Genomic DNA, 15,931 nt, shown 5'->3' with positions numbered 1-15,931 from the left:
TCCTCTTTTCTTCAGGACCCGGCACGCCTATGACGCCTTGGCGAGGTCCAGCAGCTTGAACGTGGCGCGGCCCACGGCGATGACCGCGCCCCTGTTGTCCACCATTTCTCCGTCGCAGAAAGCGATGGATCGTCCCCGGCGGGAACAACGCGCGATCACCGTAAGGTCGGAGCGCGCCGCCTCGTAGAAATGCGTGGTCATGTCGATGGTGATCACGCCGTAGCGCAAAGGCGCATGCCCGCGCGCCGCCGCGCTCAAGGTGAAGTCGAGCGCCGCCATCAGCGCGCCGCCGTGCAAATCGCGGCGGCTGTTGACCAGGTCGGGCCTGATGCTCAGGCGGGTCAGGCAACTGTTCTCGTCCAGCGAAATCGGCTCCAGGCCGATGTGCTCCATGAAGGGGACTTCCGCCCCGAAATAACCCCGGAGCTCGATGGGGGTAGACAAGTTATTCATGCTCTTCTTTATGCAAAGGGCATGCCAGGTCGTCGTTCGAGCAAGCGACCCGCGATCTTGAGAAATGTGTCCTCATCAAATACACTCCGCGCTCTCGCAGAGGACGGGGGTTGTATGAATGAAGGACAGTCGGTGACGCTCGAAGCGAACACGGGCCTGCTGGTCCGGCGCGCGGGCGAGCCCTTGATCGCCCTGGGGCTGCTGGAAGACGCGAACGTCCGCGAGCGGGTCATGCGCGCAATGGACGAGGCCCGGGACCGGCCCCTGTTTTCCATCGAGTTCGCCGACGGCGCCGCGATGGGACTGAATCTGCGCTTCGGCGACGCCGAGGTCGTGCTGGTGCGGCCGGCGCAGCCGCGCGCCGCATTGCTGGATTTCATCGTCGCCGTGCCCTTCGCCGCCGACATTCTTGAACAGATCCTGAACGACCCCTACACGGGCATCACCGTGGCCGACCATGAAGCCAGGATGCTGTACATGAGTCCCGTCCACGAGATCTATCTCGGGCTACCGCGGGGCGGCGCCATCGGATGGCCGGCGGACCGGGCGATACCCAACTCGCGGCTGGGCATCGTCGCGCAATCGGGCAAGGCCGAGATAGGCAAGCCCTTGAAGCTGGACAACGATGTGACGCGCGTCGTGAGCCGGCGCCCCATCTGGAAGAACGGCAAAGTGGTCGGCGCCGTGGGCCAGGTGATGTTCCGGGACGCCGAGGCGGTCTCCCAGATGGCGGCCGAGATGACGCAGTTGCGTTCGCAACTGGCGTTCTACCGCCAGGAACTGGATGACCTGCGGGTCGCGCGCGAAGCGATGGCCGAGCTGGTGGGCGAAAGCCAGGCAGTACAACGATTGCGCGACGACATCGCGCGAGTCGCCAAGCTGGACGTCCCGGTGTTGATCATCGGCGAAAGCGGCACGGGCAAGGAGCTGGTCGCCCGCGCGATTCACCGCCTCGGGCGCCCCGAGCATGTGCTGGTGAGCATGAATCTCGCGGCGATTCCCGAGAGCCTGGTGGAGTCGGAGCTGTTTGGCCACGTGGCCGGCGCATTCACCGGCAGCGCTCGCCAGGGCCGCGCCGGCAAGCTGGAGATGGCCAATGACGGGACGCTGTTCCTGGACGAGGTTGGCGACATCCCCGCGGATATCCAGATCAAGCTGCTGCGCGTGCTGGAGGACCACGTCGTGGAGCGGCTGGGAAGCCATTCCGCCAAGCGCAGTTCGTTCCGGCTGGTCGCGGCCACGCACCGCAACATGGACGAGCTGATTCGGGCCGGATCGTTTCGGCACGACCTCTATTACCGCATCAGCGGGGTGACCTTGCGGGTGCCGCCGCTACGCGAGCGCCTTGAAGACCTGCCGGCGCTGCTCCAGCACTTCGTGCAGTCTTTTTGCACCCGCAACGGCTGGGCCCTGCCGGCGATCGAGGCGCAGGTAACGCACTATCTGGCCGACCAGGAATGGCCGGGCAACCTGCGCCAACTGCGCCACCGTGTGGAGGAAGCGCTGGTTTTTTCCGGTCCGGCCGCCCTGACCCTGGATGCGTTCAGGCGCAACGAGGCGACGCGCACGGCCGCCGGGGCGGCGCCGACGGAAGCCGGCGATCCCCATGCGCGCGCCGTAGCCATGACGTCCCAGGCCGAAACCGCCAGCCTGCCCGGCGCGGCAAGCCTCAGGGCGCAACAGCGGGCGGCAGCGATAAAAGCCCTGCGCGAGTGCGAGGGGAATAAACAGCGCGCGGCGCGGCAGCTCGGTATTTCCCGGTCCTATTTATACAAATTGATCGGACAGGACGCGGGCGTTTGAACAGGTCGAGACGTCGATGGCGACAAGCGCCCGGCGTGGCGCAGGCGTGGAGTCCAGCATGGCATGGCGCACGCCATGGTTATGATCGCAACAATCAGACCCGCCCCTCGATGCCACGAATCCCCGTGAACGTACTGCTTACCGCCGCCCTCTACGCCGTGACGGCTCTTGCCGAAATCGTCGGCTGCTATCTGCCCTGGCTGGTGCTCAGGCAGGGCCGCAGCCCCTTGCTGCTGCTGCCCGCCGCCGTCTCGCTGGCCTTGTTCGCGTGGCTGCTGACCCTGCATCCGAGCGCCGCGGGCCGGACCTACGCGGCTTACGGCGGCATGTATATCGCCATCGCCCTGGTGTGGCTGCGGGTCGTCGACGGCGTGGCGCTCACCCGCTGGGACGTCGTCGGCGCGATCATCGCGCTGGCGGGCATGGCGGTGATCGCTTTCCAGCCCTCGGCCTGATGCCTCAATCCTGCCGCGGCGGGCTCGGCAGGAAGCGGTACGCGAGCGTGGCCAGCGCCAGCAAGGCCGCGATGCTGCCCATGACCGGTCCGAACGGTTCCAGCCCCCGGGCCTGGGCCAGCGTCGCGACCCACCCGGTGAACCATTGCATGGCGGCGACGCCGAGGAACATGGCCATGGTGAACAGCGCCATCGCGCGGCCGGTGATGGCCGCCGGATAAGCGGCGCGAACGTCGGCGTATTGCAGGATGATGAAGCCGGACAGGAAACCGACCGCCAGCGTGGCAAGCACGTCGCCCCAGGCGCCGGCTTCGAAGGCGATGCAGACGAAGAGCGCGGCGAAGACGAAGGCGCACGCCACCAGCCAGCGCCGCCGGCGCAGCGGGCCCGGATCCAGGCGGCCGAACACCATGGGGCCAGCCATCGCGGCCAGCGACAGGGCAATGGCGACGTTGCCGCTCTGCACCAGCGAGAAGCCGTGGCGGCTGATCAGCATGGGCCCCAGCCACAGGCCGCGCAAGGTGATGAAGGCCGCGTAGCAGAAAAAGCTCAGCGTGAGGATGCCCCAGGTGTGGGGAATCTTCAGCAGCGCGCCGAAGCGCATCAGCGCCTCGCGCACCGATTCGCGCGGGCCGCCGGCCGCGCCGCCCTGGCCGCCCGCCAGGCGTTCCTCGTGCACGCTGCGCCATACCCAGAGCCAGGCGAGCAGGGACATGACGGCCAGCACCCAGAACCCCATGCGCCAGGTGCTCTTTTCGATCAGCCAGGCCAGCGGCGTGCCGGTGAACAGCATGCCGACGATGCCGACGGCCATGGCGATTCCGGAGACCGGAGCGAATCGGTGGGCGGGAAAGTGGCGGGAAATGAAGACCGTCGCGGCCAGGAAGGCCGGCGCGCAGCCTACCCCGATCAGCGCCTGCCCCGCCACCAGCGCGCCATAGCCCGGGGCCATGGCCGACAGCAGCGCGCCGACGATGGTCAACGGCGCCGCCATGAGTATCGTCCGGCGCACGCCCCACAGGTCTATGCCTATGCCCATGAACAACTGCATCGCGCCGAACATGAAATGGAAGCTGCCCGCGAAAGTCCCCAGTTGCTGCGGCGACAGGCCCATGTCCCGCGCCAGCGACGGCGCCGTGATCGCGGCCACCGTGCGGTAGGCGTTGCTCAAGGCGTATCCGGAGGCCAGGGCGAGCAGCATGGCCCAGGCTTGGGAGAGACGGGACTTTTCGGAGGCGGCGGTGGCGGACATGCTGCGGCAGTGGGAGGCGTCGCTGGATTATACGTAGCCGGGACTACGTCTCCAGCATCCCCGCGAGCTTGCCGATATTGTCGAGGGTGCTTTGCAGGTGCGCCCGCAACGCATCCGCGGCTTCCCGGTTGCGCCCCTGCTCCAGCAGCGCCAGCACGGCCAGGTGCTGCTCGCAATGCTGGCGATAGCGCTTGCGGTCGCGCATGGAGCGGTAGGAAAGCAGGCGCCGCACGCGATTGACCCGGCGGATGGCGTCGATGAAAAAGGGATTGCCTGAAGCCTCCACCAGCGACTCGTGGAAACGCACGCCGCGGTCGTGCAACTGGTCGGCGGTATCGGTTTCGATGCCGCCATTGAGCAAATGCCATTCGGCCTCGCGGCAACGGGCAAGGACGGCGGGATCCAGGCGATAGCCGGGCTCCAGCAAGGCCGCCGGCTCCAGCGCCAGGCGCAGGCGATAGGACTGCAGCAAGGCCTCCGGCGTGCGCATCATGCCGGAGAACTCCCAACCGTAGCCGGGCCGGCGTTCGGCCCACCCTTCGCCGGCGATGCGGCCGAGTATGGCGTTGAGCTGGGTCGGCGTCAGGTCGTAGCGCGCCCGCAGTTGGGCCTCGGAGCAGGCCTGCGGCAGGTCTCCGCGCAGCAGGTCGTCGGCGATGCGGAAATAGACGTCGGTCGCATGGTCGCGGCCCTCGATGCCCAGCGCGCCGGCCACCTGCTCCGGCGCCAGCCGCAGCGGCCTGGCCAGGAAATAGCCGCGATTGGGTTCGCGCGCCAGCATGCCCTTTTCGTGCAGTTGCCTGAGCGCGTCGTTGACCGGCGAACGCGACACGCGCAGGCGGTCGGCCAGCATCTGCGCCGGCAGATGGGCGCCGGGCGCCCAGCCTTCGGCCTGGATCAACTGGACGATCTGGACCGCGATGGGAGTAGTCGGCTTCATGGCGAAGACTGTAGCGCGAAACGGCGCCCTGCCCGATGCCGGACGCTAGCGCCCGGCCGTCCCCAGCGTCCGGCGCAGGATCATGGGTATCACCCCGCCGTCCTCCAGCAGTTGGATTTCCAGGCCGGTCTCCACCGCCGCGCGCGCCGTATGGCGTTGCGCGCGGCCATCGGCGCGGTGCAGCACGACCTCCACGTCCGCGCGCGGACGCAGGCTGCCGGGCGGCGCGTCGATTTCCAGCCGGTCGCCGGCGGCCAGCGCCAACGCATCGGGCGAGGCGTCCGGCGGCAGGATCAGGGGCAGGATGCCCATGCCGATCAGGTTGGAGCGATGGATGCGCTCGAAGCTGGAAGCGAGCACCGCGCGCACGCCCAGCAGGCGCTGGCCCTTGGCGGCCCAATCCCGCGAAGACCCGGTGCCGTAGCGCTCGCCCGCCACCAGAACCACGGCATGGCCTTCGCGCTCGTAACGGCGCGCGGCCTCCCATATCGGCAGGATCTCGCCGGACGGCACGTGCAGGGTATGCGCGACCGGCGCCTCCGGGCAGAGCCGGTTGACCAGCGTCTTGCTATGGAAGGCGGCGCGCATCATCACTTCCCAGTTGCCGCGGCGCGAGGCGAACACGTTGAGGTCGTGGCGGTCCTCGCCGCGTTCGACCAGGAAATCGGCCACCAGGCTGTCGGGGGGAATGGCGCTGGCCGGCGAGATATGGTCGGTCGTGATGTCGTCGCCCAGGACCAGCAAGGGGTAGGCGGTGTAGCGGCCCAACTGGCTGCCGGCATCGGCGGCGGCGAACGGCGGGCGGCGCAACTGCGTGGACGCCGGATCCCAGGGAAAGCGCGGCGACGCCGGCGCATCCAGGGCATGCCATAGCGGATTGCGCCGGGCAATGGCGAAGTCGCGGCGGTAGTCCGCCGGGTCGAGCCCCTGCCGCAGGCAGGCGGCGACTTCCTCGCGGGTCGGCCACAGTTCGCGCAGGCGCACGGGGCGTCCGTCGGCATCGCGGCCCAGCGCGGCGGTGGACAAGTCCACGCCGGCATCGCCGGCCAGCGCGTAGGCGACCACCAGCGGCGGCGACATGAGGAAACCGAGATCCAGGTCGGGATGGATGCGGCCGGGAAAATTGCGGTTGCCCGACAGCATCGCCACGGGACGCGCGCGCCCCGCCGCCGCCGAGGCGGCGACCGCGGCCGGCAAGGGGCCGGAATTGCCGATACAGGTGGTGCAGCCATAGCCGACGATGTCGAAACCGACGGCGGAGAGATCGTCCATCAGCCCGGCGCGGCGCAGGTAGCTGGCGGCGGCGGGCGAGCCTGGCCCGAGCGAGGTCTTGACCCACGGCGGCACGCGCAGCCCGCGTGCGCGCGCCTTGCGCGCCAGCAGGCCGGCGGCCATCAGCAGGCCCGGGTCGGACGTGTTGGTGCAACTGGTGATGGCGGCAATGGCGACGGGGAAACGCGGCAGCGCGGCGGACGTGGCTTGCGGGGCGGACGCGGCTTGCGGAACCTGAGCGGCAGGCGCGGTTGTGGCGGATGTCGCTGCCGCGCGGGATGCCTGCGCGACAGGCGCCGCTTGAACGCCGTCCGCGGCGGTGTCCGGGTCCCCGTCCAGCGCCGCGAGCAATCCCGGCACGTCGCCATAGCCATGCAGATCCTGCGGACGCCGCGGTCCGGCAACGTGCATTCCCACCGAATCGAGGTCGATGCGGATGACGCGGCTGTAGCGCGGCCGGGCTTGCGGGTCGAACCAGATGCCGGCGCGCCGCGCATACGCCCGCACGCGCGCCACGTGATCCTCGGCGCGGCCCGTGGCGCGCAGATAATCCAGGACGGCCGCATCGACAGGGAAGTAACCCGTGGTCGCGCCGTACTCCGGCGCCATATTGGCCACCACCGCGCGTTCGCCCGCCGCCAGGGTCGACACGCCGGGCCCGAAGAACTCGACGAAATCCCCCGCCACGCCGAGGGCGCGCAGGCGCTGCGTCGCCACCAGCGCCAGGTCGGTGGCCAACACGCCGGGACGCAGCGCGCCGGTCAGTTCGACGCCCACCACGTCCGGAATGCGCAGCATGGTGGGCAGGCCGAACATCACGGTCTGCGCCTCCAGCCCGCCCACGCCCCACCCCAGGACGCCGATGCCATTGATCATGGGGGTATGGCTGTCCGTGCCTATCATCATGTCGGGCACGAGCCAGGGCGGCGCACCCGACGAATCCTGCTCGCCTTCCACCCGCACCACCGTCGCCAGTTGCTCCAGGTTGATGGTGTGCATGATCCCCGTGCCGGGCGGATTGATGTGCACGCCATGCAATGCCTGCGCGGCCCAGCGCAGGAAGCGATAGCGCTCGCGGTTGCGGCGAATCTCGTGCGCCATGTTCCGCCCGGCGGCGTCGGGCAAGGCATAGGCCTCGACGGCCAGCGAATGGTCGACCGAGACATCCACCGGCAGCACCGGATGCAACAGGGCGGGATCGGCGCCCGCTTCCGCCAGCGCGTCCCGCATGGCGGCGATATCCACCAGGGCCGGCGTGCTGGTGGTGTCGTGCATCAGGACGCGGCCGGGCTGGAAAGCGATTTCCGCCTGGCTCGTACCGGCATCGAGCCAGGCCCGCAAGGCCGCCACCGCGGCCTCGCGCTCGGCGCCGCGCATGCAGCGGACGGCGTTCTCCAGCAACAGGCGCAGGACCACGGGCAGGCGGAGATAGTCCTGCTCGCCGAAGACGCCGGGCAGGTCGACGATGCGATAGTCCTGGCCGGCGACCGACAAGACCGCCGGCAGAAAGCGGCCCGCGGCCGGCGCGTCGGGCGCCGTGTCCGCGCGGGCGATCGGCTGGGTGCGAGGGATCCTGTTCATGGCGGCCATTATTGCATTTTCATTTATGTAAATGCAATTAATGGAAAGCGCCCTCCCTGCCGCGTCTTCCCTGCCGCCCGGCGCCGGACCGTTCCTGTCCTCGTCTCGCCGCCCGTTCCCGGCAGGCGGCGGCGCGAGGGATGGGGATACACTCTCGTAAGTCCGCCCCGCGCGGCTGACGGCGAGCTGACCGCAGGGATGCAAAACGACCAAGCTGGTACAGCCTGCCGATTCGCACGCCCCCATCAGGGCGCACAGAATACGGAAAAAAGGAGGGTAAGCATGGATCATCCCCGCACACAGCCGGAGGTGCTGGTGCTCATGGGCGTCGCGGGCTGCGGCAAGACGACGGTCGCGGCGATACTGTCGGGCCGGCTGGATTGGCCTTTCGAGGAAGGCGACGCCCTGCATCCACAGGCCAACGTGGAAAAAATGCGGTCCGGCCACCCGCTCGACGACAACGACCGCAAGCCCTGGCTGGAAACCGTGGCGACCTGGGTCGAGGAATGCCTCGACGCCGGCTCCAACGGACTGATCACCTGCTCGGCCCTGAAGCGCTCCTACCGCGAACTCATCAACCGGCGCGGCCGCGGCGTCACCTTCGTCTACCTGCACGGCTCGCGCGAACTGATCGCCGAGCGCCTGGCGACCCGCCACGGCCATTTCATGCCGGCCAGCCTGCTCGACAGCCAGTTCGCCACCCTGGAGGAACCCGCGCCGGACGAACCCGCCGTCCGCGTGGAAATCGGCGGATCGCCCTCGGCCATCGCCAACGACATCATCCATAAGCTCGGATTGCACGCCAACACGGGAAAAAAGGAGTCTCCATGAACCCGACCACGGAGCTGAATCCGCACGACATCCAGGTACTGGTGGTCGCGGCGGCCGGCATTGCCCTGCTCGTCCTGCTTATCGTCTGGTTGAAACTTCACGCCTTCCTGGCGTTGACCATCGGCTCCCTTTTCGTGGGCGTCGGCTCCGGCATCCCGCTGGAGAAGGTCACCACCTCCTATGAAAACGGCGTCGGCGGCGTGCTGGGCTACGTCGGCGTGCTGATCGCATTGGGGGCCATGCTGGGCAAACTGCTGGCCGACTCGGGCGGGGCCGACATCGTGGTCGACCGGATGCTGCGCGGGCGGCCCGCCACGCTGCCCTGGAAGATGGCGCTGGTCGCCAGCATCATCGGCATCCCGATGTTCTTCGAAATCGGCCTGGTGCTGCTGATCCCGGTGGTCATGCTGGCCGTGCACCGCTCCAAGGGCCCGGCCATGCGCCTCGGCATTCCGGCGCTGGCCGGCCTGTCGGTGCTGCACGGCTTCATTCCGCCGCACCCCGGCCCCCTGGCCGCCATCGCCATCCTGCACGCCGACGTCGGCCTGACGCTGGGGCTGGGCCTGCTCATCGCCATTCCCACGGTGATCGTGGGCGGCCCGGTGTTCGGCAAGCTGGCGGCCCGCATGGTGCCGGTGGGCGCGGCCGGCGCCGCCTATGCCGTCACCGCGTCGGACAAGGCCGTCGCCGCCGCCGAGGCGGACGATCCCAAGCCCACCCGGCAGCCGTCCTTCGGCGCCACCCTGCTCACCCTGCTCTCGCCCATCATCCTGATGCTGGCCAAGGCGGCGTCGGACATCTGGCTCGACAAGGCCTCGCCGCTGCGCCACCTGTTCGACTTCATCGGCGATCCCGTTTTCGCGCTGCTGTTCGCCGTGCTGCTGGCCATGATCACCTTCGGCACCGCGGTCGGCTTCACGGTCCCGGTGCTGGCGAAGAAGATCGGCAACAGCCTGATGCCGGTGGTCGGCGTGATGCTGATCGTGGGCGCCGGCGGCGGCTTCAAGCAATCGCTGGTGGACGGCGGCGCCGGCCAGGCCATCGCCAAGATCGCCCTGGCCACCGGCATGTCGGTCCTGGTCCTGGCGTGGATCGTGGCGGTGCTGATCCGCCTGGCGACCGGCTCGGCCACCGTGGCCACGGTGACGGCGGCCGGCATCATCGAGAAGCTCGCCGTCGGCATGCCGCAGACCCACCTGTCGCTGGTGGTGCTGGCCATCGGCGCCGGCTCGGTGTTCTTCTCGCACGTCAACGACGCCGGGTTCTGGCTGGTGAAGGAGTATTTCGGCCTGACCATAGGCCAGACCATCAAGTCGTGGTCGCTCATGGAAACGGTGCTGGCGGTGATGGGCCTGATCCTCACCTACGGGCTGTGGCAGGTGGTGTAGCCGCCGTCCTGGCCACGGCCGCAAGACGCGACGGGGCCCTTGGGCCCCGTTCTATTTCCTGTGGTTGGCGCACCGCGCCAGCCACTCCCCCGCCAGTTGCACCAGCGTCACCAGCACCACCAGGATGATGATGACGTCGAACATCACGCGCGTCTCGTAACGCTCATAGCCATAGCGTATGGCCATGTCGCCCAGGCCGCCGGCGCCCACCGCCCCGGCCATGGCGGACGCGTTGATCATGCCTATCACGCTGACCGTGATGCCGCCGACGATGCCCGGCAAGGCTTCCGGCAGCAGGACGTGGCGCACGATATGCCGGCGCCGGCAACCCATGGCGCGCGCCGCCTCGATCAAGCCCGCGTCCACCTCGTTCAGGCTGACCTGGGCGATGCGCGCGAAATAAGGCGTCAGGCTGAAGGACAAGGGCACCACCGCCGCCCAGGTCCCCAGCGTCGTGCCGACGATATAGCGCGTCACCGGCAGCAGCGCGACCAGCAGGATGATGAAGGGCACGGCGCGGAGAATATTCACCAGCACCGACAGCACCTTGTGCAGCACCGGCCGGGCATAGAGCCCGCCCGGCGCGGTCACCGTCAACACCAGCGCCAGCAACAGGCCCAGGCTTACCGAGATCGCCGCGCAGGCGCCGACCATGAGCAGGGTTTCCAGCAAGGCCTGGCCGTAACGGCCGAGGCCGGCGGCATCAAGCAACGACGGGGACATAGCCGATCACCTCGACGTGGTCGGCGACGGCCAGCGCCGCCTCGTCATAATCCTCGGCCGGCAAGGCCACCAGCAGCTCGCCCTGCGCATGGCCCGCGATGCGTTCGACGCCGCCCTGCAGCAGCCGCGCGCGCGGCCCCAGCACCGCCAGCACACCCAGCGGCACGCCCTGGAGGCGGCCGGCGCCGGTATAGCGCAGCGCCAGGATGACGTCGCCGCGCCCGGGCGTCCGTTCCGGGACGAGCCGGCGCGCGATGTCGGGCGGCAGGCCCTGGCGCAGCGGCCGCAGCAGCGCCCGCGTCGCATCCGCGCCGGGCGCGCCGAACACGCGCCACACGTCGCCATGCTCGACGACCCGTCCCTGGTCCAGCACCAGCACGCGGTGGCAGATTTCCCGGATCACGGCCATGTCGTGGGTGATCAGCACGACGGTCGGTCCCAACTGGCGATTGATGTCGCGCAGCAGGCCGAGGATGGATTGCGTGGTTTCGGGATCGAGCGCGGAAGTGGGCTCGTCGCACAGCAGTATCTCCGGCTCATGCACCAGGGCGCGCGCGATGCCGACGCGCTGTTTCTGGCCGCCGGACAGTTGCGCCGGATACGCCTGGGCCTGGTCGCGCAAGCCCACCAGATCCAGCAGCTTGTCCACGCGCCGCGCGATCGTGTCGCGGCCCAGGCCCGCCACGCGCAGCGGCAGCCCGACGTTGGCCGCCACCGTCTTCGCGGACAGCAGATTGAAATGCTGGAAGATCATCCCGACCCGGCGGCGCAGCGCCACCAGGCCGTCCTCGTCCAGCGCACCCGCATCCACGCCGCCGATGCGGACCGACCCGCCGCTGGGCCGCTCCAGCATATTGATCGCGCGCAGCAACGTGGATTTGCCGGCGCCGCTGCGGCCGATGATGCCGAATATCTCGCCGCGCCCGATGCTGAAGGACACGTCTTCCAGGGCCGCGACGCGGCGGCCGCGCGACGCGTAGGTCTTGGCCAGTCCGTCGAAAACGATGTGGGGCGCGCCCTGCGCGACGCCGCCGCCTTCCCGGACCATGTCGAAACGATGCCTGGCCATGGATCAGAACACCGGTAGCACCGAGCCCTGGTATTTGCCGAGAATGAACTGGCGCACTTCCTCGGACTGATAAGCCGCCACCAGCCTCGGCACCCAGGGCGCGTCGCGGTCCTGCTCGCGCACCACGATGACGTTGACGTAGGGGTTGTTTTCCTTTTTCTCCACGGCGATGCCGTCGCGCGTCGCGATCAGGCCCGCCTGGTAGGCGAAGGTGTTGATGACGGCGGCGGCATCGACGTCCTCCAGCGATTTCGCCAGCACCAGGGAAGCGCTTTCCACGAACTTGATCTTGCGCGGGTTGGACGTGACGTCCTCCAGCGACGCGGTGCCCGTATACGGATCGAAGCCCGGACGCAGCGCGATCAATCCGTGGTCGCGCAGGATCACCAGCGCGCGGGTCTGGTTGCTGGGATCGTTGGGAATGCCGACGCGCGCGCCTTCCGGCAGGGCCTCCAGCGATTTGTATTTCCTGGAGTAGAACGCGATGGGCGATATCAGCGTGTTGCCGGCAATGGCCAGCTTGTAGCCGCGCTGCCTGACCTGGTCGCGCAGGAAGGGAATGTGCTGGAAGGAATTGGCGTCCAGGTCGCCATTGTTGAGCGCCTCGTTGGGACTGGCGGCGCCGCTGATCACGATGACCTTCACGTCCAGGCCTTTCTGCCTGGCGACCTTGGCGACCACTTCCCATATTTCCTCGTCGACGCCGCCGCGCACGCCGACCTTCAGGGGCTGGAGATCGGCGGCCAGGGCCAGCGGCGGCATCAGCGCGAACAGCGCGACCGAGGAAAGCAGCAGCGGGCGCAACAGGCGCGCCAGGCGCGAGAGGATGGACATGGCAAGGCTTCCTTCCGAGTGGAAACCTCGCAGGTTATGGCCAGGACGGCCGCGCCAGAACGAATTCCTCGTTAGGTGATTATGCGCAAGCCAGCTTATGACCTCGGCGCATAAGGCGGGCCGCCGTCCGCCGCGGCGCGCCGGCGTTTCAGCCTTGCCCGGGCGCGGGCCGCGGCAGGCCCAGGTGGCCGCGCAAGGTGCCGCTTTCGTAGCGCGTGCGGTACAGGCCGCGCCGCTGCAACTCGGGCACCACGAGGTCGACGAAATCGTACAGGCCGTCCGGCATGCCGGCGGGAATCAGGTTGAAGCCATCGGCCGCGCCGGCGCGGAACCAGTGCTCCAGGTCATCGGCGATTTCTTCCGGCGAGCCGACGACGATGCGATGGCCGTACGAGGCGGCGGCCAGCGTCGCCAGGTCGCGCAGGGTGTAGTTTTCCGACCTGGCCTTGTTCAGGAGCATGCGCACGCGGCTGACGCCGTGCACGCGCGGTCCCGGCTCGGGCACCGGGCCGTCCAGGTCGCAATCGGACAGGTCGCGGCCCCAGCGGCCGGACAGTTGCCGGATGCCGGCCGCCACGTCGGTGCGCGCCTGCAAGGCGGCGAACTTCTCGCGCGCTTCGCGCGGCGTGCGGCCGATGATGGGCATGATGCCCGGCAGGATCAGCGGGCGTGCGGGAGCGCCGCCGGCGCCGTCGATGACGGTCGGGTCCGACGCGGCGCGGGCTGCGGCGGCGCGGCCGGAGGCGGTCCCATCGGACGCGGATTCATCCAACGTGGCCCCATCGAACACAGTCCGGCCCGAGGCGGCCGCCTCCAATTGCCTGCGATAGGCCAACCCGTCCTCCACGGTGTCCTGCGCGGTGAACGCCACCTCCGCGATGCGTCCCGCCAGGGCGATGCCCGCTTCCGACGCGCCGGCCTGGATGATCACCGGCCGTCCCTGCGGCGGGCGCGAAACATTCAGCGGCCCGCGCACGGCGTAGTACGGCCCGCGATGATTCAACTCGCGCACACCGGCCAGGTCGACGTAGACGCCGCTTTCCTTGTCCAGGCGCAGCGCGCCGTCGTCCCAGGTATCCCACAAGCCCTTCACCACCTCGACGAACTCGGCCGCGCGCGCATAGCGCTCGTCATGCTCGGGCAGCGCTTCCTGGCCGAAATTCTGCGCCGCGCGATCGACCTGCGAGGTCACCACGTTCCAGGCGACGCGCCCGCCGCTGAGATGGTCCAGCGAGGCCAGCATGCGCGCCACGTTGAAGGGTTCGCTGAAGGAGGTCGATACCGTGGCGGCCAGGCCGATGGAGGACGTGGTGGCCGCCAGCGCGCCCAGCAGGGTCAGCGGCTCGAAGCCGCCGCCCCGGCCATTGCCTTCCGGCGTGGGACCGACCAGGTTGTCGGCCAGGAAAAAGATATCGAACAGGCCGGCCTCCGCCTTGCGCGCGACCTCCACCGCCCAGGCCAGGTCCTCCGGATGCCCGCGCGCCTCGTCGCGGCGCCATGCGGCGGGGTGGCGGCCCACCGGCAGGTGGAAATAGCCCATATGCATCTGTTTTCGAGGTTGGTTCATCGCTGGTTGTCTCTCGTCTCGTTCGGGAAGCGTCGATACGCAAGCTGCCGCACGAGGTAGTAACGCGGGATCGGATCTCGTCACCCGAACGACGTGAATGGATACGGACCGCGTGGGAAGAAGACAGACGCGGCGGCGCCGCAGCCAGCATAGCGCCCGGCGCCGTGCCGCTACATGCGTATGGGGCATTAGAAAAAAGCCATTAGAAAAAAAGAAATGCGTATAGAGACCCCGCGCCGCGCTGACTTACCATCGACCGCTCGACGCCATCGCCCCGAGACGTCCTCGCAAGCCCATCCCACGAGAGGCCCCATGTCCACGTTCCAACCACAGCACGTCGTCATCATCGGCGGCGGATTCGCGGGCGCCGTCACCGCGATCAAGCTGGCGCGCGCGGTCCCGGTTCCGCTGCGCCTGAGCGTCATCGAAAGCCGCGCTGAAATCGGCCGCGGGATTGCCTACGGCACGCGGCTGCCCACGCACCTGGTGAACGGTCCTGCGAAGAACTTCACCCTGTATGCCGACCAGCCCGGGCATCTCGCCGACTGGCTGCGGGAACAGGCGGCGCGCGACGGTTGGGAGCCGCCGGCCGGCGTGGCCTGGACCGATGCGTTTCCGCCGCGCTATGTCTATGGCGATTACGTGCAGGCCGAACTGGAGACCGCGCTCGCGCAGGCGCCGCACCCCATCGAATTCCGCCACGTCGTCGACCGCGCCATCGACCTGGAACGCGCCGCGGACGGAAGCTGGACCGTGCGCCTGGCCGGCGGGCGCGCCCTGCGGGCCGACCGCGTGGTGCTGGCCACAGGCCTGTTCACCGCGACGCTGGGCCGCGGCGACGTCGAGATCGACCCCGAACTCATCGCCGAGGGACGGGTGATCGACGACATCTGGGCCCCCGCCCCGTCCGACCTGTCGGACGCCCGCGATGCCGCCATCATCGGCAACGGCCTCTCCGCGCTCGACGCCATGCTCAGCGCGCATGCCCAGGGCTTTCGCGGCCATTTCCACGGCATCTCGCGCCGCGGCCTGCTGGTCGCGCCGCGCCACGACGTCACGCCGTGGCCGGCTTTCCTGGATGCGCAGGCCCTGCCCGCCACCCTGCGGCAACTGGTGCGCGAGGTCCTGGCCGCGCATGCCGCCATCCGCGCCGCCGGCGAGGACTGGCAACGGCTGACGGGCGCGGTGCGGCCGCATGTGCCGGCGCTGTGGAGCCAGGCCAGCGACGCGGAGCGCAAGCGCTTTATCCGCCACCTGCGCGCCTATTGGGAAATCAGCCTGCACAAGGCCGCCCCGGCATCCGCCGCCTGGCTGGAAGACCTGCTGCGGGCCGGCCGCTACAGCAAGCTCACCGGACGCGTGCGCCGCATCGCGCGCGCCGCCGGCGGCCGCGTCTCGGTCACCTGGCAGCCGCGCCGCGAGACGCGTACCCGCACGTTCGAAGTCGACCGCGTGTTCAATTCCCGCGGGTTCGATTTCGACTGGACGCGGATCGACGATCCGCTGCTGCGCCAGTTGGTGGCGCGCGCCTACGTCACGCCGCACGCCACCGGCTTCGGCATCGAAGCGGTGCCCCAGACCGGCGCCGTGCTTTCCCGGACCCTGGACGTCGCCGGACTCTATGCCGTCGGCCATCCCCTGCGCGGCGTGAACTGGGAGTCCAACGCCATCGGCGAACAGGTGGCCGGCGCCACCGCCACCGCGCAGGCGCTGGCCCTTTCCCTGCAACCGGCGCTGGCCGCGGCGGCTTGACGCACGGACGA

General features: G+C 69.1%; 13 protein-coding genes. 5 read left to right on the top strand and 8 right to left on the bottom strand.

What is annotated here, in order from left to right; all coding sequences use genetic code 11:
* Window positions 1-27: 27 nt before the first annotated feature.
* Window positions 28-453, bottom strand: coding sequence for a PaaI family thioesterase (locus CAL29_RS07945; protein WP_094852348.1), 426 nt, complete (start codon window positions 451-453; stop codon window positions 28-30).
* 114 nt (window positions 454-567) lie between these two features.
* Between CAL29_RS07945 and CAL29_RS07940 the strand changes: the two genes are divergently transcribed.
* Together CAL29_RS07940 and CAL29_RS07935 are read left to right on the top strand one after the other, a co-directional pair.
* On the top strand, window positions 568-2,256 hold the full coding sequence (locus tag CAL29_RS07940) for a sigma-54 interaction domain-containing protein (protein WP_094852347.1): 1,689 nt from the start codon (window positions 568-570) through the stop codon (window positions 2,254-2,256).
* A gap of 110 nt (window positions 2,257-2,366) precedes the next feature.
* On the top strand, window positions 2,367-2,711 hold the full coding sequence (locus CAL29_RS07935; protein ID WP_094852346.1) for a YnfA family protein: 345 nt from the start codon (window positions 2,367-2,369) through the stop codon (window positions 2,709-2,711).
* 4 nt (window positions 2,712-2,715) lie between these two features.
* On the opposite strand, the gene CAL29_RS07930 is transcribed toward CAL29_RS07935, so the two are convergent.
* Genes CAL29_RS07930 through acnA form a run of 3 tightly spaced genes read right to left on the bottom strand, consistent with a single transcriptional unit; the run spans window position 2,716 to window position 7,756 of the window.
* Window positions 2,716-3,963: an MFS transporter gene (locus CAL29_RS07930; RefSeq protein ID WP_256977256.1), complete on the bottom strand. Its 1,248-nt coding sequence runs from the start codon at window positions 3,961-3,963 to the stop codon at window positions 2,716-2,718.
* Between the two features lie 43 nt (window positions 3,964-4,006).
* Window positions 4,007-4,903 carry a GntR family transcriptional regulator gene (locus CAL29_RS07925; protein WP_094852344.1) on the bottom strand — a complete coding sequence of 299 codons (897 nt, stop codon included), beginning with the start codon at window positions 4,901-4,903 and terminating at the stop codon, window positions 4,007-4,009.
* 45 nt (window positions 4,904-4,948) lie between these two features.
* The gene (gene acnA / locus CAL29_RS07920) at window positions 4,949-7,756 is read right to left on the bottom strand and encodes an aconitate hydratase AcnA (protein ID WP_094852790.1); all 2,808 of its coding nucleotides are present in this window, start codon (window positions 7,754-7,756) and stop codon (window positions 4,949-4,951) included.
* A 282-nt stretch (window positions 7,757-8,038) separates the two neighbouring features.
* On the opposite strand from acnA, the gene CAL29_RS07915 reads away from it, so the two are divergent.
* Complete coding sequence (locus tag CAL29_RS07915; RefSeq protein ID WP_094852343.1) at window positions 8,039-8,587, top strand: gluconokinase; 549 nt, start codon at window positions 8,039-8,041, stop codon at window positions 8,585-8,587.
* Window positions 8,584-9,975, top strand: coding sequence for a GntT/GntP/DsdX family permease (locus CAL29_RS07910; RefSeq protein ID WP_094852342.1), 1,392 nt, complete (start codon window positions 8,584-8,586; stop codon window positions 9,973-9,975). The genes CAL29_RS07915 and CAL29_RS07910 overlap by 4 nt, the downstream gene beginning before the upstream one ends.
* Before the next feature lie 51 nt (window positions 9,976-10,026).
* Here the strand turns inward: CAL29_RS07910 and CAL29_RS07905 are convergent, their stop codons facing one another.
* The 4 genes from CAL29_RS07905 to CAL29_RS07890 all read right to left on the bottom strand — a co-directional run bounded on the left by CAL29_RS07905 (window position 10,027) and on the right by CAL29_RS07890 (window position 14,168).
* Window positions 10,027-10,698, bottom strand: coding sequence for a methionine ABC transporter permease (locus CAL29_RS07905; protein ID WP_094852341.1), 672 nt, complete (start codon window positions 10,696-10,698; stop codon window positions 10,027-10,029).
* A complete protein-coding gene (locus CAL29_RS07900) occupies window positions 10,679-11,767 on the bottom strand; it encodes a methionine ABC transporter ATP-binding protein (protein WP_256977255.1) in 1,089 nt (362 codons plus the stop codon). The genes CAL29_RS07905 and CAL29_RS07900 overlap by 20 nt, the downstream gene beginning before the upstream one ends.
* 3 nt (window positions 11,768-11,770) lie before the next feature.
* Entirely contained in the window at window positions 11,771-12,529 is a 759-nt protein-coding gene (locus CAL29_RS07895; RefSeq protein WP_256977305.1) for a MetQ/NlpA family ABC transporter substrate-binding protein, read from the bottom strand.
* Between the two features lie 220 nt (window positions 12,530-12,749).
* Window positions 12,750-14,168: an LLM class flavin-dependent oxidoreductase gene (locus CAL29_RS07890; RefSeq protein WP_094852339.1), complete on the bottom strand. Its 1,419-nt coding sequence runs from the start codon at window positions 14,166-14,168 to the stop codon at window positions 12,750-12,752.
* Between the two features lie 312 nt (window positions 14,169-14,480).
* Between CAL29_RS07890 and CAL29_RS07885 the strand changes: the two genes are divergently transcribed.
* The gene (locus tag CAL29_RS07885; protein WP_179283945.1) at window positions 14,481-15,920 is read left to right on the top strand and encodes an FAD/NAD(P)-binding protein; all 1,440 of its coding nucleotides are present in this window, start codon (window positions 14,481-14,483) and stop codon (window positions 15,918-15,920) included.
* Window positions 15,921-15,931 lie beyond the last annotated feature (11 nt).

The sequence above is a fragment of the Bordetella genomosp. 10 genome (assembly GCF_002261225.1).
In the GTDB taxonomy this organism is placed as follows: Bacteria; Pseudomonadota; Gammaproteobacteria; order Burkholderiales; family Burkholderiaceae_B; genus Bordetella_C.
The sequence above is the reverse complement of the archived record's forward strand: the minus strand, read 5'-3'. Positions and strand labels throughout refer to the sequence as shown.